The organism is Noviherbaspirillum soli, assembly GCF_015352955.1.
Lineage (GTDB): Bacteria > Pseudomonadota > Gammaproteobacteria > Burkholderiales > Burkholderiaceae_D > Noviherbaspirillum_A > Noviherbaspirillum_A soli.
The window spans coordinates 162,318-182,272 of sequence record NZ_JACYOX010000003.1; the positions used below are offsets into that span (position 1 = coordinate 162,318).

At 65.8% G+C, this 19,955-nt stretch carries 11 protein-coding genes and 1 riboswitch; of the genes, 2 read left to right on the forward strand and 9 right to left on the reverse strand.

Going from position 1 to position 19,955, the window contains the following annotated elements:
- Positions 1–21 precede the first annotated feature (21 nt).
- Complete coding sequence (locus IGW04_RS04830) at positions 22–10,368, forward strand: two-partner secretion domain-containing protein (protein ID WP_194711903.1); 10,347 nt, start codon at positions 22–24, stop codon at positions 10,366–10,368.
- Positions 10,365–10,739 (forward strand): hypothetical protein, encoded by a 375-nt coding sequence (locus IGW04_RS04835; protein WP_194711904.1) that lies wholly within the window; start codon positions 10,365–10,367, stop codon positions 10,737–10,739. Before IGW04_RS04830 ends, IGW04_RS04835 begins: the two co-directional genes overlap by 4 nt.
- A 95-nt stretch (positions 10,740–10,834) precedes the next feature.
- Here the strand turns inward: IGW04_RS04835 and IGW04_RS04840 are convergent, their stop codons facing one another.
- From IGW04_RS04840 to IGW04_RS04880, 9 genes are all read right to left on the reverse strand, one after another.
- Entirely contained in the window at positions 10,835–11,023 is a 189-nt protein-coding gene (locus IGW04_RS04840) for a hypothetical protein (RefSeq protein ID WP_194711905.1), read from the reverse strand.
- Between the two features lie 475 nt (positions 11,024–11,498).
- Positions 11,499–11,711 (reverse strand): hypothetical protein, encoded by a 213-nt coding sequence (locus tag IGW04_RS04845; protein ID WP_194711906.1) that lies wholly within the window; start codon positions 11,709–11,711, stop codon positions 11,499–11,501.
- 124 nt (positions 11,712–11,835) lie between these two features.
- A complete protein-coding gene (locus IGW04_RS04850) occupies positions 11,836–12,531 on the reverse strand; it encodes a hypothetical protein (protein ID WP_194711907.1) in 696 nt (231 codons plus the stop codon).
- Positions 12,528–13,322, reverse strand: coding sequence for an N-acyl homoserine lactonase family protein (locus tag IGW04_RS04855; RefSeq protein WP_194711908.1), 795 nt, complete (start codon positions 13,320–13,322; stop codon positions 12,528–12,530). Before IGW04_RS04855 ends, IGW04_RS04850 begins: the two co-directional genes overlap by 4 nt.
- Positions 13,319–13,966: a cysteine hydrolase family protein gene (locus IGW04_RS04860; RefSeq protein ID WP_228526856.1), complete on the reverse strand. Its 648-nt coding sequence runs from the start codon at positions 13,964–13,966 to the stop codon at positions 13,319–13,321. Before IGW04_RS04860 ends, IGW04_RS04855 begins: the two co-directional genes overlap by 4 nt.
- Positions 13,959–14,867: a DMT family transporter gene (locus IGW04_RS04865; RefSeq protein ID WP_194711909.1), complete on the reverse strand. Its 909-nt coding sequence runs from the start codon at positions 14,865–14,867 to the stop codon at positions 13,959–13,961. The genes IGW04_RS04860 and IGW04_RS04865 overlap by 8 nt, the downstream gene beginning before the upstream one ends.
- Positions 14,867–15,901, reverse strand: a complete 1,035-nt coding sequence (locus IGW04_RS04870; RefSeq protein ID WP_228526857.1) for a fatty acid desaturase family protein — start codon at positions 15,899–15,901, stop codon at positions 14,867–14,869. The genes IGW04_RS04865 and IGW04_RS04870 overlap by 1 nt, the downstream gene beginning before the upstream one ends.
- Before the next feature lie 12 nt (positions 15,902–15,913).
- Positions 15,914–16,945: an ABC transporter substrate-binding protein gene (locus tag IGW04_RS04875; RefSeq protein WP_228526858.1), complete on the reverse strand. Its 1,032-nt coding sequence runs from the start codon at positions 16,943–16,945 to the stop codon at positions 15,914–15,916.
- 49 nt (positions 16,946–16,994) lie between these two features.
- Positions 16,995–17,107: riboswitch (guanidine-I (ykkC/yxkD leader) on the reverse strand.
- A gap of 188 nt (positions 17,108–17,295) precedes the next feature.
- Positions 17,296–19,905, reverse strand: coding sequence for a cation-translocating P-type ATPase (locus IGW04_RS04880; protein WP_194711910.1), 2,610 nt, complete (start codon positions 19,903–19,905; stop codon positions 17,296–17,298).
- Between the last annotated feature and the right edge of the window lie 50 nt (positions 19,906–19,955).

Below are 19,955 nucleotides of genomic sequence, written 5' to 3' on the forward strand. Positions count from 1 at the left end.
ATTGCCTGACAAGGAGCAACGATGAACAAACTTGCCTTTCGCGTGATATTCAACCGCCACCGCGGCTTACTGATGGCAGTGGCCGAAACGGCCCGGGCTTGCGGCGGTGGCGTGGTTTCGGCCGGCCGCGTCTGTCGGCATCCGTTCTCGTCGTGCAACAAGCGTCTGCTGTACCGCGTCAGCCCGATGCTCGCCAGCCTGTACCTGGCGTTTCCTCCGGTGCTTGCGCAAATCGTGGCCGATCCGAATGCAGCCGCCGGCCGGCGGCCGCTGGTCGAAGCCAGCGCCAATGGCCTGCCGCTGGTGCGCATTGCCAGGCCCAGCGCCGCCGGCGTGTCCCATAACCAGTACAGCGAGTTCAATATCGATGCGCGCGGCATGGTGCTCAACAATGCCGCCACCATCACGCAAACGCGCCAGGCCGGGCTCATTGACGGCAATCCCAACCTCTCCGGCGGCAGCGCCCGCGTGATCCTCAATGAAGTCACAGGCGTGGCACCCAGCCAGCTGCTTGGTTATGCGGAAGTGGCCGGCAGCAAGGCGGAGGTCGTGATTGCCAATCCGAACGGCATCAGCTGCAATGGCTGCGGCTTCATCAACACCAGCCGCGCCGTGCTCAGCACTGGCACGCCGGTGATCGGGGCGGCCGGCGAGCTCGACAGCCTGCGCGTCGTTCGCGGACAGGTGCGGATCGGCGCCAACGGCCTGAACGCGGCAGAGCTCGATCAACTGGACCTGATTGCCCGCAGCGTTGACATCAATGGCAGCCTGTGGGGCAAGCGGGTCTCCGTCATTGCCGGCGCCAACCAGGTGGCTTATGCCGGGCTCGAGGCAACTGTCATCGAAGGCCAGGGCAATCGGCCGATGGTCGCCATCGATCTGGCGCGGCTGGGCGGCATGTTTGGCGACAAGATCCGTCTGATCGGCACCGAAGCCGGCGTCGGCGTCAATACCGAAGGGGTGATCAATGCCAGGGCTGGCGACCTGGTCATCGACAGCCAGGGCAGGTTGCGCTTCGCCGGCGCCCTATCTGCTGCCGGCGCAATCAGGGCAAGCAGCGCCGGCGTGCTGGACAACAGCGGCACCCTCTACGGCACACAGAAGGCCATCATTGGCAGCGGCGAGAGCCTCATCAACGGCGGCACCATTGCCAGCGGCGGCGACCTGACCATCCGTGCCGCAAGTGTCTACGCCTCGGGCATGCTGGCTGGCGGCGTCCATGCTGATGGCAGCATGGCGGCCAGAGGCAGCCTGTCTGTCCAGGCCACTGGCCAGATCCATGCGGGCGGGCGCAATCAGGCGGCCGGCGACATCACATTCGATGCCGCCAGGCTTGACCTTGCCGGCGCCCGCAGCGAGGCTGGCGGCATGCTCACGCTGACGGCGCAGGGCGGCGATGTCGTGCTCAATGATGCGCAAACCCTGGCCGGCACGCGCCTCGCCATCCAGGCCCGGCAGGGCACGGTATTCAATAACGCTACACAGCCCGACGCCGCGCGCATCGAAGCCGCCCAGATCAAGATCGACGCGCAAGCCTTGAGCAACCGGGGCGGCCTCATCAGCCAGACCGGCAACGAAGCCGGCAACACGGTTCATGTTGACGGACAACTCGATAACAGTGCAGGCACGATCGTGGGCAATGCACAGGACTTGTCGATTGCAAGCGCCACATTGTTCAACAACGGCGGCGCCATCCGCCATGCCGGCTCAGGCACGCTGCTGGTCCGCGCTGGGGCGCTCGAGAACCGCGACGGCGGCAGCATCGGCAGCAACGGTACGCTGGACCTGGCCGCATCCTCGCTTGACAACAAAGGCGGTGCAATCACATCTGTCCTCGACGCCACGCTGACCATCACCGACCAAGCCGGCAACCGGGATGGCAAATTGACTGCCGGCGCAAATCTGACCATGCGTGCTGCGCAGCTGGACAATAGCGGCGGCCAGCTGCATGCGTTGGGCAAGCAGCTCGACCTGACGATAGACGGCTTGCTGACCAATGCGGGTGGCCCGTCCGGCGTGATAGGCAGCAAGGGCAATGCCATCCTTCGCGCCGGCATGCTGAGTAATAGCGGCGTCATGCATGCCACGGGCGATCTGCAAGCCATGATTGCCAACACGCTCGACAACAGTGACGGACGCCTGCTGGCCGGCGGCCTGCTGCATGCCGAGGCCGGGGCCTGCTGGCGGAATGCCGGCGGCATCGTCAGCGGCAACCAGCTTCATCTGGCAGGCGCCAGCATCCACAATCGCAAGGGATCGATCAGCCAGTTGGGTTCAAGCACGGCCATCATCGATGCCCGGTCGGGGCTGCTGGACAACAGCGAGGGCCTGATCGAGGCCAATGCCGACAAGCTCACGCTGTCGGCCGGCGCGTTGCACAACGATGCCGGCGCAATCCGCCATGCCGGTACCGGCCTGCTCAAGATAGACACCGGCGACTTCGTCAATGCCGGCGGCACGGCAGCCACCAATGGCCAGGCAGACATCCATGCCACCGAGGCCAGCAATGCCGGCACCATCAGCGCCGCCCGCAGCCTGAGCGTAGAGGCCACCTCGTTGCGCAACAACCAAGGCATTCTCGTTTCCGGCGGCGACCTCACCGTCGAGGCCGGCGCCTTGCTTGCCAATGCCGGTGGCAGCCTGCAAGCCGGTGACGCTGCCAGCCCGGCACGGATTCAGGTCAGCGCCGGGCGGATCGACAACCGGGACGGGCAGATCAGCGCGGCGTCGCTTGACCTGGATGCCGGCACCCTGCAGAACAATGGCGGCCTGATCCTGCAGAGCGATGCGGCTGGCCGTGCCGTGATCGATGTCCACGCCGAACTGGACAACCGTAACGGCGACATTGCCGCAGCAGCCCATGACCTGCGGCTTACCCCGGACCAGCAATTCCGCAACGACGGCGGCGCCGTCATCCATACCGGCAGCGGCTTGCTGACCCTGGGCACGGCAGCAATGAGCAACGAGGCCGGCGCGCTGCGCACCAATGGCGAGCTCGTGCTCCGGGCGGCCACGACATCGAACCGCGCAGGCAGGATCAGCGCAGTCGGAAAACTCGATATCAGCAGCACTGACGGCATCGACAACGGCCTGCTGGGCAGCCAGGGCGGCATCGTCAGCGGTGACCAGGTCATGCTGACCACAGCCGCCGGCAAGCTGGACAATGCCGGCGGCACCATCGAGAGCGCCAGCAGTCTCAGCGTCCGTGCACGTGAGCTAGGCAACGACGGCGGCCTGATCGTCAATCGCGGCACTGAGGCGTTGACCGTGGAAGCCAGGGGCACGGCCAGCAACCAGGGGGGCAGCATCGTCGGTCTTGGCCAGCTGAAACTTGATGCTGCCGGCATCGACAATCGCGCCGGCATGGTCAGCGCGCAGGGCGATGCCACCATTGCTTCCAGCGCACAGATCAGCAACAGTGGCGGCGTGATGCAGTCATGGAGCAAGCTTGCGGCGCGCGCCACCACGGTGCTTGACAATGCAAACGGCAAGTTGCGCGCGTTGGGCCAGGGCAGCACCCTGGAGGCCAGTGGCGCCCAGCTGATCAATAGCGGCGGCTTGATAATCAATGCCGGTCAGGGCCTTGCCTCGGTGACTGCCGGCAGCATCGTCAATGCCAATCCCGAGGGCGCACGGGATGCCGGCCTGATGGGCGGCAATGGCGACCTGCTCGTGTCAGCCGGCACGCTGCAGAACCAGGCGCAGGCAAGCCTGGTGGCGGGTGGCGACATGACACTTGCCGTGACTGGCCTGACGGACAATGGCGGCAAGCTGATTGCGGGCCGCAAGCTGCAGATGCGGCAGCCGGGCGCCAGCCTGCGCAATAACGGCGGCGAAATCAGCGCGGCGGACATCGATCTCACCACTGCCAGCCTGGACAACAGCAGTGGCGTCATCGCCAACCCCAATGGCAGCGCTGGCCATGTCGCCATCCATACCGGCCAGCTGGTCAATGGGGGCGGACGGATAGGCAGCGACCGCGACTTGCTGGTGGTGGCAGACCGCCTGATAGGCAAGGGCAGCCTGGTGGGCGGCCGCGATGCCGATGTGCGTCTGCAAGGCGATTACACCAACGAAGCCGGCAACCTGATCAGCGCCAACCGTGAGTTGCGCCTGTCCACCACCGGTACGCTGACCAATGCCGGCACGCTGGGTGCGGCGGACAGCATCGTGCTTGACGCGGCAAGGCTGGTCAATCTCAATAACGCGGTGATCGCATCGGGCAGCCCGGACGACCCGGCCACCGGCCTGACCCGGCTCAACATTGCGGGTGATGTGGACAATGCAGGCCGTATCGAAGGCAATCGGGTGGACAGCCGCAGCAGCAGCTTTTATAACCGCGGCATGGTGCTCGGCGACCTTGTCAGCCTCAGGGCTGACAGGCTCGACAACGATGGCCAGGCTGCGGTGATCGCGGCTGTGTCCAACCTCGATCTCTGGATCAGGAGCACGCTCTCCAACCGCCGCGGCGGCACCTTGTTCAGCCTGGGCGACATCAATATGGCTGCCGACGAGGCAAGGGATGGCGCCGGCCTGCTGCTGCATCGCATCGGCATGGTCAACAATCTGTCGTCGACAGTGGAAGCGGGTGGCCAACTCAACCTGGCTGCCGAGCTCGTCAACAACGTCCGCGAAAACGTTCGCACCGAGAACGTGACGGTGGCCGATGCGACCTTTACGCTCAACCCGCTTCCCTGGTGGACGCCGCGCGCCCCCGGCAGGGGCACGCCTGAACGCAATTCCAACACCAACCGCTTCGACGCCTACTACCTCGATCCCAAAGCCATCCTGTCCGATGAAGCCATGCTCACGCCGGACGGGCATGTGATCCACAAGGCGACCGTAAAGCTGAGCCCGAACGACTCGGCATTCCAGTGGATGGTGGGCGGCCTGAACTACCCCTTGGAGGACGGTCAGTCGGATGTGCAATATGGCAGCCAGTCGCGCATTGCGGTGGGAAGCGGCACCCGGACCATTTATTACATCAACCGGCGTGACAATGAGGCCAATCCCGACCAGGTTGCCGACATCAACCCGTGGGCCGACAAGAACAACTATCTGATCCGTAACACACTTGCATCGGTCAGCTACTCAGGCAACTATGGCAATTGCAGCACCAGCTGCGTCCGCCTGGAAACGCTGCCGGACTATACAGATCCCACCACGCAGCTATTGGCCAACCAGCGCATCACCCGCGCCGGTGGCGGAGCGCCCGGCGTCTACCCGGTGGAAGTCCAGCGCAAGGCGCATCAGACCGTCATGGAAAGCCGCCTGGCAGCCGACAGCGGCCAGGCGGCCAGCATCACCTCCGGCGGCGCGATGCAACTGCAGATCGGCACGCTGCTCAATAACGACAATGGCCAGATTGCCGCTGGCGGTAACCTGCTCATCAACGGCCTGGCCGTGTCCGACAGCAGCAGCCAGGCGCTGATCCGCAACACCGGCACACGGCTGGAGCGCACCTACACCTTCGAGAACCAGTCCGGCTTCGGCAGCGCCCTGTCCGAGCCGTCGCCACCGGTTGATTGGGTGTCCTGGAGCAAACCCTCGATCACCCAGCCCATCGGCACCGTGGGCGGCACCATCACCTCCAATCAAACCGTGGTGATCAATGCCGGCAAGCTGGTCAATCAAACCGTGACCAGGGTCAACGGCCCTGGTGGCGCCAGCCCGCTTGCCATCGGCCTGGGCGAGGATATCGCGGTCTATACCGGCAGCGCCGCCGACCGGCAGCTGAAGCCGGCCATCCAGGGCATGCCGGGCATCATGCAAGCCGTCGCGGCCGCGGCCGGCACGCTAGCCGCGCCGCTGCCAGGCGTGGCACGCATGGTCGACGGCGCCCGTGCCGGCGCGCTCAGCCAGACGCTGCCCACCAGCGGCCTGTACCGCATCGAACCGCAACCGCAAGGGCGCTACCTGGTCGAAACCGACCCGCGCTTCACCAGCTACAAGACCTTTATTTCCAGCGACTACCTGCTGCAGCGCCTGGGCATCCAGCCCGAGCGCACGCAAAAGCGGCTGGGCGACGGCTTCCACGAACAGCGCCTGGTACTCTCCCAGGCCACGGCCATGACCGGCAAGCGCTTCCTCGACGGCCATGCCAGCGCCGAAGCGCAGTACATCGACCTGATGACCAACGGCGCCGCCTTCGCCGAGCGCTTCGCTCTCACCCCCGGCATCGCCCTGACCGACGAGCAGATGGCGCAGCTCACCAGCAACATCGTCTGGCTGGTCGAGCAGAGCGTGACGCTGCCCGACGGCAGCCGGCAGACCGTGCTTGCGCCGCAGGTCTACCTGGCGCGCCATGCGCAGCTCACGCCGACCGGCGCACTGGTGGCCGGCGATGCGCTGGGCATTCAGGCCAGCGAGGTCGACAACCGCGGTAGCACGCTGCAGGCCAGCAAGGCGCTGGTGATCCGGGCCACGGGCGACATCGACAACAGCGCCGGCGCCATCCTGGGCGGCAATGTCAGCCTGCAGGCCGGCAACAACCTGCTTGCCCGCTCGCTCACAGGCACCGAGCGCAGCCTGACAGGCAAGCAGAACAGCAGCACCAGCGTGACAGCGTTTAGCAGCACCACCAGCGTGACAGCCGTGAGCCGCATTGCCTCGACCGGCGACCTGTCGATGTCTACCGGTGGCGACCTGACCATGCAGGGCGCCCAGGTCAGCGCGGCGGGCGACCTGACGATGAAAGCCGGCCGCAAGCTGACGTTAAGCGGCGTGGAAACCGGTAGCGAGTACGACCTGTCGTCAGCCTACGGCCTGCCAGGCATGAACGGCCTGCCCAGCATATTCGGATCCATGCGGCGCGAGAGCACTTACCAGTCGAGTACCCGCACCAGCGTCGGCAGCAGCGTGACGGCCGGCGGCAGCTTGCGTGCCTTCAGTGCCGGCCCGTTCAACATTGAAGGCAGCCAGCTCAGCGCCGGCGCCGACCTGGCCATCGCCGCGCAAGGCCCGGTCAATATCGTCAACAGTACTGGCAGCAATACGCTGCAGATGTCAGCGCGCGCATCAAACTACCGCAGCAGCACCGACCTGGCGACCGACACTGTCATTGGCAGCAAGCTGGCTGCTGGCGGCCAGGTGTCGGTGCATGCCGGGGTGGAGCAGGGGGCTGATGGCAGCCTGCGCTTCAACCCCAGCGCCGGCAAGGCGGGCAGCGACCTGACGCTGCGGGGCAGCAGCATCATGGCCGGCCAGAATCCGGCACTGGATGGCAAGGTGAGCCTGGGTGCAACCGGACGCACCGAGCTCGACGCAGCCCGAAGCAATTTCAGCTACCGCACCGAGTCGCGCCAGACCAGCAGCAGCACCTTCTCCACCACGCGCAGCCACGAGATCGACAGCCGCAAGGCGCAAACCGCCACCGGCAGCACGGTGAGCGGCAGCGCAGTCAGCGTCACCAGCGGTGGCGACCTGACCGTTCGCGGCAGCGCCATTGCCGGCAGCGGCACGGTCAGCCTGTCGGCCGGCGGCAATGTCGTCGTCGAAGCCGCACGCGAAAGCCGTCAGGACTACCATCTGCACGAAGAGAAGAAGTCAGGCATGTTCGCCGGCGGCAGCGGCATTGGCATCACCATCGGCAGCCGCAGCGAGCGTGACGAGTATCAGGGCGATGGCCTGACCGAGAACCGGCGACGCAGCCTGGTGGGCAGCAGCACGGGTGATGTAGTGGTGCAAGCGCAGGGCAATGTGACGATTGCCGGCAGCGACCTGGTATCGGGCCAGAACACGATCCTGGTCGGTCGCAATGTGACGCTCAACCCCGGCACCGACCGCCATGACAGCCGCGAGACCCACGACGTCAAACAGAGCGGCCTGAGCATCACCGTCAGCGGCCCCGCCGCCGCGGTGGCGCAGTCAGTAGCGCGTGCCGCCGACCGCGACGTGCAAAGCGCCGACCCGCGCATCGCCGCGTTGCAGGGTATCAAGGCCGGGCTGATGGTCGACAACTATCTGGCCAATGCCGAGCAGGCCAAGGCACTGGATGCGGCCAACGCGGCCAACGGCAATACGGAAGCCCCGCCGGCCAGCAAGCCAATGGCCTTCAAGCTCAGCGCCACGGTAGGCAGCAGCAAGAGCCATGCGCAAAGCGTGAGCCATGAAACGGTGCAAAGCGGCAGCAGCATCGCCGCGGGCAAGGACGTGTACATCAGCGCCTCCGGCAATGGCGACAGGGATGCGGCGGGCTACGCGGTGGATGGGGATCTGAAAGCGGCTGGAGCCAGGATCAGCGGCAACAACATCACCATTGCCGCCGCGCACGACGTCGAACTCAGCGCCGCCGAGAGCACCGCCAGCAACCGCGGCCAGTCCAGCAGCAGCAGCGTGGGCGTTGGCGTGGGCTTTGCGGTAGGCGGCAAGCAAAGCGGCGTGACACTGGAAGCGCAGGCATCGGCCAGCCGCGGCAAGGCCGACCAGGACAGCAGCCGCTACGACGCCAGCCAGATCCGCGCGGCCGACACGCTCCGCATCGAGAGCGGTCGCGACACCACGCTGCACGGTGCCCAGGCCAGCGGCAACCGGGTCGAAGTACAGGTCGGCCGCAACCTCGACATCACCAGCACGCAGGACAAGGAGACTGTCCGGATCGAGCAGCAAAGCGCCGGCGCAGGCATCAGCGTATGCGTGCCGCCAGCCTGCGTGGGCGCGCCGGTGCAGGGCTCGGTGAGCTACCAGCGTGCCGACATCGACAGCGACTACCTGTCGGTGCGCGAGCAGAGCGGGCTGTATGCCGGCAAGGCGGGGTATGACGTGCAGGTCCAGGGCAACACGAACCTGACGGGCGCGGTGATCGCGAGCGCGGCAGAAGCGGCCAAGAACCGCCTGGTGACCGGCACGCTGACGACGAGCGACCTGCAGAACCGAGCCGAGTACAGCGCCAGCAGTTCGGGTATCAGCATCTCGACAGGCGAGAAGAACTCCATCGTCGCCACCCCGAGCGTTGGCATGCCGAGCGGGGACAGTGCAGCAGGCGTGACGAGAAGCGCAATCAGCCCGGGCGCAGTCGTGATCACCGATGACGCCGGCCAGCAAGCCAGGACGGGCCAGGATGCGGCCACGACGGTAGCGACGCTGAACCGCAACACGGCCAATGCCAATGGCGCGATCGAGAAGATCTTCGACCAGAAGAAGGTGCAGCAACAGCAGGAGTTGTCGCGACTGGTGGGCGAGGTAGGCAATCAGGCGGTAGGCACGGTGAGCCAGAAGCTGGGGCTGGCCGATGGCAGCCCGGAGAAGATGGCGTTGCATGCGGCGGTGGGGGCATTGCAGGCGAGTGCCGCCGGCGGCAATGCGCTGGCCGGGGCAGCGGGTGCAGCGGCGGGCGAGTATGTGCTGACGCAGGTGAGCGACTACCTGGAGCGGCACCCGGAGCTGACGCCGGGTCAGAGGAACGCGATCCAGCAGTGGGCAGCGGTGGTGACGGGTGGCGCGGTGGGGGCGGTGGTTGGCGGTGGTGGGGCGGCGCAGGCGGGTGCAGCGGCGGCGCTGGATGGGGAGCGGTATAACAGGCAGTTGCATCCAGCGGTCAAGCCTTTCATAAGTCAACTCGCCAAGAAACAAAGTCTTTTTTCAGAACAGGAATTACAGGATGCGGCTCGGGTCATCAATGCTAATGACAGGATTGCTGACGGGAGTCGGCGTAGCTTTGATACTGAGGCTGCCGCGACCTCAGCAGGTGTGGAAAAGGTGATTGTCGGGCCAGATGGCAGATACTACGAACAAATTAGTGCCAGCCCTTCAGCGATAGCCTATGTCACTGCGGCGATGCGCAATGGTCCGACTGTGATTCAGGACGAGTACGGCCGGGCACAGTTGGACAGGCTGAAGTATGACCCAAAGCCGTGGTTCAATGATGGGCAGAACGCTGGTGTTGATGTACTGACTACTGCAACGCTAATTGGCGTCAACGGGGCGGCGCCTACAGTGCAACCAGTGAATGGGGCAGTTAGGCGAGCTGGGAGCGGCGTTGGCAATCTAGAAGTAGAGACAACACAGCGAACTGTAGCCACAGTCAAAGCAACGCCGGAGGCAAAGGGAGTAGGTGAGGCATATAGCGTTGCGCTATATCCAAAACTGGCCGAGCAGTTGACGATGCAGTCGGCAAAATCGCCGTTTACAGCAGCGGGGAAGTTGACGCAGGATGTCATTAAAGGAGCGGATCAAATTATTGCCCCCGGTGAACTAATGAACCCGAATATTCCAACTGGTTTCGGAAAATACACAACGGGTACATTCCAAAGTTCAGCGGGCGATTTCCAGGTCCATTTCTACAAGAATCCAACCACTGGCGAAGTGTTCTATGGCCTAGATTACAAAGCTGTCTTTAATAATATGTCCGGAGTTCAGAAAAAGCCATGAAAGTAAAATGCATTCGACTGTTAAATGCCGATGGTAAAGAGGTTAAATCTTCATCTTGGTTAAAACTCGGCCAGGTCTATCATGTGATGGGGATATACGTCGCGCCAGATGGAAGGCGTAGCTTCCGCATTATTAGCCGGCATCCCCAAGGGGAATGGCCACAGATGGGATATCAAAATGCTGAGTGCTTTGAAGTAATTAGCGAGAAAGTGCCTTCTAACTGGCGCGAGTGGGAAAATAAGAATGCCTGCGGCATAGGGCCAGAGGCGTGGCAAACTTCTGGCTTTCTTGAAGCGTTTTGCGATCACGATCCAGCCACGTATCCGATCTTTGAACGCGAGCGAGACATTATTCTGAGAGAAGACCCCTGATTGAGCAAGCGCAGCCTGGGTTGAGTTCAACGAAACCCGGGTTATGCCTGTTTGCATGCCATGTGTGGAACACACTATGCACGGCGGTAATCTGATTAACAACTAAAACCCGTCCACTCTGCTTCACCAGCTACAAGCGCTTTATCTCCAGCGACTACCTGCTGCAGCGCCTCGGCATCCAGCCCGAGCGCACACAAAAGCGGCTGGGCGACGGTTTCTACGAACAGCGCCTTGTACTCGCCCAGGCCACGGCCATGACCGGGAAGCGCTTCCTCGACGGCCATGCCAGCGCCGAAGCGCAGTACATCAGCCTGGTTCAGCAAACTAACGGCGAATAGGTTTTCGCTAGCCCGAAGGCGGTGTTGGCCGTGTCGGACGCGGTTCTGCCGAGGGTATTTCTGATCGTTTGCTTAAATGCCCGGGTTTCGCTGCGCTCAACCCAGGCTACGTTTGCTTCGGCGACTTCGGCACCGAGCTGGTGGCGCAGAACCGCGCCACGCCCGGGGCGCTGCGCAGCCGGATGAAGGCAAAACGCGACGGCGGCGAATGTTCGCCGCCGTCGCGTTCATGGGGACGGTCAAATCATCAGGCATCAGCGACCCACCTGCTGTCTGCTGTCTGCTGCCGCAGTATGACTATTCCGCTTCCTGCAACAGTATTTCCAACGGTACTTCAACGATACGTCAACGGTATCTCAACGACTGCCCGGCATGACGGGCTGCAGGCAGGCGACACCGCGCTGCCTGCTTTGCTGCCTGATTACTTTGCGTCCACCAGCATGGCGCGGACCTTGGCGACATCCTTGGCGCTGATGCGGCCGACGTCCGGAATGGCGCGGGTCATCGCAAAGCTCTGCTGCAGCATCGCGAAGAACTCCTTGACGGAGAAGCCGGCGCCAGCCTTGGCTGCCTTGACGGTACGGGTAGCGGCAGGGGCGTTGAATCCAGCGTGGGAATGAGTGATAGCGGTCATGTTGTTCTTCCTTAACTTGCGTTGTCGATGGGAAGAATATAGGTCTTGCCTACCACTATTTCCAATTCCCATGTGTGTTACCAATTATCATGGAAACGTATATGACTAGGTTGCCGGTTCTGGCTTATGCGGTTACTGGCAGCATAACCCTCCCTTCTAGCCAGGGCAAGGTGGAGTGGTGTACTGTCCAGTCCATATCGGTTATTTTTGCCAGTGATATCTCGAAGTCGAGCAGCGCGATTGCCTGCGCATCGCCGGCCGCCGTGATGGCTTCCAGGGACGTGCCCGCCTCCAGGCCGCCGGGCCAGGCAGCGCGACGCGGGAAGACGCGCATGGCCCAGTCGCCGGCGCGCAGCAGGAGGGCGCCGCCGGAGCCGCTCTGCGCCAGCACCCTGGTGTCCTGATTGCTACCTGACAGCCGTTCCCAGTGTTCCAGGTAATCCTCATGCAGGCCGGTTTCCACCAGCAGGTCGCCGTCCAGGCGCAGCACGCCGGCATCGGGCGACAATGCCGGCGGCTGGAAGTCCGCCAGCCTGTGCCAGCGGCAGATGTCCGTGCCGGTGGTGGTGTCGACTTCGGTCAGCCCGTGAAATCCCTGCTGCGTGGCCAGGAAGCGCCGTTGCGCCGGACTGCACTGCGCAAGCGAGGAGACGCCTTCGAAGCAGGGCCGGCCTGCGGGAATGCGGATGTCGGCATGCCAATTCTCCGTCTGCAGCCAGTAGACCGTGCTGGCGGTGTCGCGCAGGCTGCCGGCCTGCAGCAGCGTGCGGCGCCACAAGCCGCGGTAGCGCGCCGGCACCGGCGCCATCGCCGGCCTCATTCGTGGCACGCCGGAAAGCGGCGCAGGCCGCGGTAGAACGCCATGTCGTGATTGGGCCAGATCACGCCGCCCTGTTCCCGCGCCAGCGCCTTCAACTTGCGGATGCTGTCCTCGGCCTGGGCATAGGCGCCGCGCCAGCAGCCGCCGGGCGCGACCTCGTCCTCGATGTTCTCGGCGAGGTCGGCGGCGTCGCCGGCCAGGATCACCGGCGGGCCTTTCGGCAGCTCGATCCACATCGACATGTGGCCGGCGGTATGGCCGGGCGTGGCGACCGCGCGCACGCCGCCGGCCACCTGGTATTCGCCGTCCTGCACGCAGAACGGGCCGTGGCTGCGGAAGTCGTCGGCGAAATACACGCTGTCCTCGCCGCTGCAGGCGGCATCGAGTTCGGCCTGCTGCACATGCACCTCGGCGCCGCAGCCGCAGGCGCGCAGCTCGCCCAGGCCGCCGGCATGGTCGAAATGCAGGTGGCCGATGAAGATCAGGTCGACGTCGGCCGGCGCCAGCCCCATGCGCGCCAGATGCCGCGGCAGGCGCTGTTCGGGCGCCATCTCGGGCGCGCCGAACGCGAAGGTGGCCGGATCGTAATAGCGCGCCCGCAGCGCCGGGTCATGGATCTTGCGGTAGTCGCAGCCGACGTCGTACAGGATGCGGCCGTTCGGCGTTTCGACCAGGTAGGCCAGGATAGGCGCCTCGATCATCTGGCCCATGCCGCGGCCGTGGGTGGAGATCGACTTGTCATAGCGATGGGTCGCGGTCAGCAGCGGCCAGATGCGGTTGGCGCGGCTCATGCAGCCTCCCGCGCCGCCAGCATCGCCATGCAGTGCGCGCTGTTGGCGACCGTGCCGAGGATGCCGCCTTCCACCGCGATCATCGCCAGCGCCGGCTGCTGCAGCGCCGGATCGCTGGCGGCGCAGGCATCGGCGATGGTGACGCAGTCGTAGCCCCGGTCCACCGCCTCGCGCAGCGTCGAATGCACGCAGACCTCGGTGGTGACGCCGCACAGCAGCAGACGCGCCACGCCCATTCTTTCCAGCACGGTTTGCAGACCGGTGCGGTAAAAAGCGCCGTAGCGGGGCTTGTCGATCACGATTTCGCCGGGCGCGGGACGCAGGGCGTCGATGATGCCGTGGCCAGGCTCGCCGCGCACCAGCAGCCGGCCCAGCGGCCCGGCGCTTCCAATCTCGGCGCCGGCTGCCCGGCTGCGCAGCAGCTTGGCCGGCGTGCAGTCGGACAGGTCGGGCAGGTGGCCTTCGCGGGTATAGATCACCGGCGCGCCCGCATCACGGGCGGCGGCGATCAGCCGGGCGATATTGGCGGCCACCGAAGCCAGCCGCGCCACGTCCAGGCCAGCCTGCGCGGCATAGCCGGCGGGGTCGCAGAAGTCGCGCTGCATGTCGATGACCAACAGGGCAGTGCGCAGGGGATCATGCATCGGATGCTCCTTCATCATCGTCGCCGCCGGCTTCCAGCAGCGTGGCGGCCAGCACCATGGCGCCGCCTGTCCATTCCTTCCATGCCAGCATTTCGCCGCCGACCAGCATGGCCGAGGCCACCGCCACCAGCAGCTCGACCACCTGCAGCACCGAGGCGCGGCTGGTCTGCAGGTGGGTCACGCCATAGGTGGTGAGCAGGGTGCCGCCGAGCAGCCAGACGAAGGCGAACAGCACCAGCAGCAGCCAGGTCGAGGCGCCCGGCGCGGGCAGCGGCGCCGGCAGCAGCAGCTGGCCGGCGCCGGCCACCAGCGCGCAGCCGACGAAGCTGACCATGGTGCGGCTGGCCACCGGGATGCGGGTGGCGCGGCGGTTGGCAATGCCGGCCGCGGTGTAGCACAGGCCGGCCGCCAGCGCCGCCGCGTCGGCTGCCGAGAAATCGCCAAACGATGCGCCGCCGCCCAGGATCACGAACACGCCGGCCAAGGACAGCAGCACCGCCGCGATCCGGCGCGGCGACAGGCGCTCGCGCAGGAACAGCGCGCCGCCGAGCGCGCCCCAGGCCGGCAGCAGGTAGAACAGCAGCATGGCGCGCACCACCTCGCCCATCATCAGCGCATTGGTGAAGGCAATGTTGGCGGCGCCGAAGAACAGGCCGATCAGCACCAGCAGCCGGCCCTCGCCGCGCCAGGCCGCGCGTTCGCGCCACAGCACCGGCAACGCGGCCAGCCCGACCAGCGCATAGGCGGTGATGCCGATCAGGTTGCCGGTCAGGCCGGCCGCCGCGAAATGCTTGAGCGGCCACCATGACAGTCCCCAGACCAGGCCGCTGGCCAACAGCGATGCCAGCGCCAGCCGGACCGGCGCCGGCGCCGGCAGGGCGGAACAGGGCGCGACGCCCATCACACCGCCGTCAGGAAGGACACGCCGACCGCGCCGACGAAGCCGTCGGCCCGGCCCGGCATGCCCGGCGAACGCACGCTGCCATAGTCCGGCGACAGCACGCGAGTCACCCGGTGCCGGTGGAAGCTCCTGAGCAGCTCGCCCACGGTGACCACTTGCGCATGGTGCTCGCCATACAGCTTGCGATGTTCCGCCGGCAGCTGGTGCCAGGGCATGGTGGGCCGTTCATGGTGGGCGTTATGGAAGCCGAAATTGAGCCAGACCAGGTTGAGCCAGCGGCTGTCGATGCCGACGATGTCGCTGTAGGTGTTGGCCTGCTCATAGGCGCGGTCGCGCACCTTGTCGGCCGGCACCGGCGTGTCGTCCAGGATGGGATAGGCATCGTAGGTATGCTGGAAGCAGTCGGCAAAGCGCAGCACCGTGACGAACACGAGGTAGCACAGCGCATACAGCAGCAGCGCCTTCATCGACACCCATGCCAGTGCGGCGAAGGCGGCCGCGCGCAGCGCGAAGATCGCGACGATGCGCAGGCGCGACCTGCCGTCCCCCCTGGAGGTGAACGGCAGCGCCATCACGAAGCCGCGCATGATGAATTCCACCGCCGGCACATAGGCCCATTCCAGCGCCAGCACCAGGGCGCGCAGCCAGGCCGGCAGGCCGCGCAGGAAACCGTGCACGTCGAAGGTGATCACGTCGGCCCGCTCCACATGGTGGCGCATGTGCTTCCTGCGCATGTCTGCGAAGCTGGCATAGCAGCTGCCGTTGACCCAGCTCATCAGCGTGCCCCAGCGCTCGTTGGCGCGCGGCGTCCTGAAGATTGCGTAGTGGGCGAACTCGTGGATGAAGTAGGCCGACCAGATCAGCGCCAGCGTGACCAGCGGCATGCCGGCCGCGGCCAGCCAGCCGGGCCGGGTCAGCAGCCAGACGCCGAGCGGAAAGCCGAGCAGCACGAAGGCCAGCGCCGCCACGTTGGGCGCGACGCCGTCCTCATGGCGGAAGATGCGTGACAGCATGGTTGCGTTCGGTAGGAGCATGACGGAATGCGCTTACTTCTTCTGCAGCGCGCGCACGAACTGGCCGTCGAAGGTGGATTCAGCCGGCGGCACCGCGCCGATCTGGCCCTTGGCCTTCAGCAGGCCGGCGATGATCTCGCCGCTGGCGTAATAAGACTTGGTGGAAGCCGACTTCTCGAACGCGGCCGGCATTTCCGCCAGCGGAATGTTGTAGACGCCCGCCATCTGCTCCTTGGCTTCCTTGGCCGACACGCCCATGAACTTGCCGATGATCTTCGCGCTTTCCTCCGGCTTGGACTTCATGTAGGCCATGCCGTCGAGATAACCCTGGATCACCGCGGAAATTTCCTTCGGGCTGGACTTGATGGCCTTGTCGTCGAACACCAGCACGTCGGCGATCAGGCCGGGGGCATCCTTGGACGAGAACACCACCTTGAACTTCTTGCCGCCGCCCTGTCCCAGCACCTGCGACAGGCTGGGCTCGTAGGTCACGCCGATCGGCATCTGGCCCGAGGCCATGGCGGCCGGCACCGCTTCCGGCGTCATGTTGACCGGGGTGATGTCCTTCTCGCCGAGGCCGGCCGTCTTCATCGCATACGACAGCAGGAAGTCCGATGGCGACAGCGGGTTGTAGCCGATCTTCTTGCCCTTGAAGTCGGCGATCTTGCTGATGGAGGCATCGGCCACGATGGCGTCGCCGCCGTTGGAATAGTCGATCGGCATGACAACCTTCTGCATCTGGCCCTTGGCCACCTGGCCGATCACCTGGTCGTAGGTCAGCATCGCGCCCTGCAGGGAGCCGCTGGCGAGCGCCGGCGGGATCAGCGCCGGGTCGGCGAAGGGCTGCAGCTTGACCTTGATGCCGTATTTCTTGAAGAGGTCGAGCGACTCGGCGACGTAGAAGGGGCCATAGCCTATCCAGACCACGGTGCCGATATTGAGGACGGGCGTTGCGGCATGGGCGGACATGCCCATGGCCAGTGCGGCGGCGCCGGCAGCCAGGCTGCGCAGGAACAGGCGTTTGGCGGGGAAGGCGTGGCGGGCGGTACGGTCGGCTGCGTTCATGGAAGCTCCTGGTCTGGGGTAATGGGCGTGGGAGAACGTCATGCTCAAGTTCTCCCGGGCTTTTATCCCTCCGTGGAGCTTCGTCGGAACGAAGCCGGCCCACTCTCGGACCAGTCGCCCGCGGCATTGCTGCCGTTGGCCGGAACCCTAGTGTGCCTCAGTCTGAACAAGGCGCCTGCCTCCAGGCGCCCGTTCTCCCTGCATGGCCTGTTAAGCAATTGGGATGCCAGCCCGGGCGCCGGGCAGCAGGAAAGGAAATGCACTCGCGCAGTGCAAAATCCAGCAACGTGCCCCATGCATGACTGGCGCACGGCGAGCGCGGCGCACTTCATGTGGGCGGCAAGGGGAGATCAGGACAAGCGCCGCAGGCGGCCCTGCAGCGTGGGCACAAGGCGCTTGCAGACTTCGGCGGCGCCGAGCAATGCCAGGCTCGCGCCCACGCAGAGCACGATGTCGTCCGCATGCAGCGGCCCGAAATGGAACAGCGCGCGCAGCGGCGCAATGCCAAGCACGAGCGCCAGCAGCAATACGGTCAGGCCGCTGATCCACCACCAGGCCGGATTGTGCGCGGCCAGCGCATCGCGCAAGCGGCGCGAACGCGAGCGGTTGACGAAGATCAGCCCGAGGTTGGCCGCCACCAGCGTGGTGAATGCAAGGGCGCGCGCCTCTTCCGCCCCCTTGCCCTGCGCCAGGACGGCGCCATAGATCGCCAGCAGCACCGCCAGCAGCAGGCTGCCCTGCAGGCAGCCCAGTCCCAGCGTGGCGCGGTCGAACAGGGAAGCCGATGGTGCCCGCGGCGGCCGGGCCATCACGTCGGCTTCCTCCGGCTCCGCTTCGAACACGATGGAGCAGGCAGGGTCGATGATGAGCTGCAGGAACAGGATGTGCGCCGGCATCAGCGCCAGCGGCCAGCCCAGCGCGACCGGGATCAGCGACATGCCGATGATGGGAATATGGGCCGCCACCACGAAGGCAATCGCCTTGCGGAGGTTGTCGAAGATGCGCCGGCCAAGCCGCACCGCCCTGACGATGGAGGAGAAGTCGTCGTTGAGCAGCACCAGGGAAGCCGCTTCCCGCGCGACGTCGGTGCCGCGGCCGCCCATGGCGATGCCGATGTGCGCCGCCTTCAGCGCCGGTGCATCGTTGACGCCGTCGCCGGTCATGGCGACGATCTCGCCCTGCGCCTTGAGCGCATTGACCAGCCGCAGCTTCTGCTCGGGTGCGACGCGGCAGAACACATTGGTGTCGCGCACCCGCGTACGCAGTTGCGCATCGGTAAGCAGGGCAAGGTCGGCGCCGGTGACTGCCACGCCGCCGGCCTCCAGTCCCGCCTGGCCTGCAATGCGCATGGCCGTGGCCTGGTAGTCGCCCGTCATCATCACCACCCGGATGCCGGCCGCCAGCGCTTCGGCGATCGCTGCCGGCACATCCGCGCGCAGCGGGTCGCTGAGGGCGATCAGGCCGAGAAATTCGAAGTCGAAGTCATGCTGCAGCACGGGCAGGCTGGCGGGTTGCAGCCGCGCCTTGGCCACGCCCAGCACGCGCAATCCCTGCCGCGCAAGCAGATCGGCCTGCCGATCGAGCGCAGCCGTCCTGGCGGCGTCGAAGTGGCACAGGTCGGCGATGGCTTCCGGGGCGCCCTTGGCCGCGACCACGTATTCCCGGCGCTCGCTGGAGCGCCAGACGCGCGACATGGCCAGCAGGGCCGGCGACAACGGGTACTCGTTGACCAGTTCCCAGTCGCGGTGCAGATGCTCGGTCTGCGCCAGCGTGGCCTGCGCGCTGCTATGTATGGCCTTTTCCATCGGGTCGAAGGGATCGCGATGGCTGGCCAGGATGCTGAACTCGAGCAGTTCGTGGTAGGCCTCCGGCAGCACGCCGCCGGGCAATGCCGCCAGGTCGATCGCCTCGCCGCCGGCCACCAGCCTGCTCAGTGTCATCCGGTTCTCGGTCAGGGTGCCGGTCTTGTCCACGCACAGCACGGTGGCCGCGCCCAGCATCTCGATGGCTGCCACGCGCCGGGTCAGCACCTGGTTCTGCGCCAGCCGCCAGCCGCCCAGGCCCAGGAAGATCGTCAGGACCACCGGCAGTTCTTCCGGCAGGACGGCCATCGCCAGGGTGAGGCCGACCAGCAATCCGTTGAGCCAGTCCGTCCGCGTGGCGCCGTACCAGAGCGCCGCCAGCAACGCGAGCAGACCGGCGACGGCCGCAAGCCGCTTGACCACGCCGGCAGTTTCCCGCTGCACCCGCGTGACTTCAGGCTCGATGGCGGAAAGGGCCTTGCCTATGCGGCCGATTGCCGTGTTGGCGCCGGTGCCGACCACCCTGGCCATGCCCTTGCCCTGCACCACCAGCGTGCCCGAAAAGACATGGCAGAGGCTGTCGACGCCGGCCTCGGCCGGCGCGCTCGTGCCCGCAGCGGCCGCCTGCTTCTGCACCGGCGCCGATTCGCCGGTAAGCAGGGATTCATCGATCATCAGGTTGGTGCTTTCGATCAGCGCGGCATCCGCCGGGATGCGGTCGCCCTCCACCAGCAGCACGATGTCGCCAGCCACGACATCGCGGCCCGGGATGATGCGCAGCGCGCCGCCGCGTACGACCCTGGCCCGCGGGCTGGAGAGACTGCGCAGCGCCTCCAGCGCGCGCTCGGCCTTGTTTTCCTGAAACAGGGTGATGCCGATCACCACGAACACGAAGCCCAGCAGCATCAGCGCTTCCTGCCGGCTGCCCAGCGCCAGATAGACCGCGCCGCAGGCAATGAGCAGCAGGAACATCGGCTCGCGCAGGATGCCTGCCGCCACGGCCAGGATGCTGCTGCGCCTGGCCGACGCCAGTTCGTTATAGCCGTCGCGCGCCAGAAGCGCCGCGGCCTGCTCGTCCGCAAGGCCTTGCTCCGCATGGATCAGCGGACTGGCCAGGCCCACTCTGGCGGCGGAGGGTTGCGGGGGCGGCACGGGCATTGGCGGGTATCCCGGAGAGTCGGTCTGGCGCCTTCGGCTTCAACGCGCCG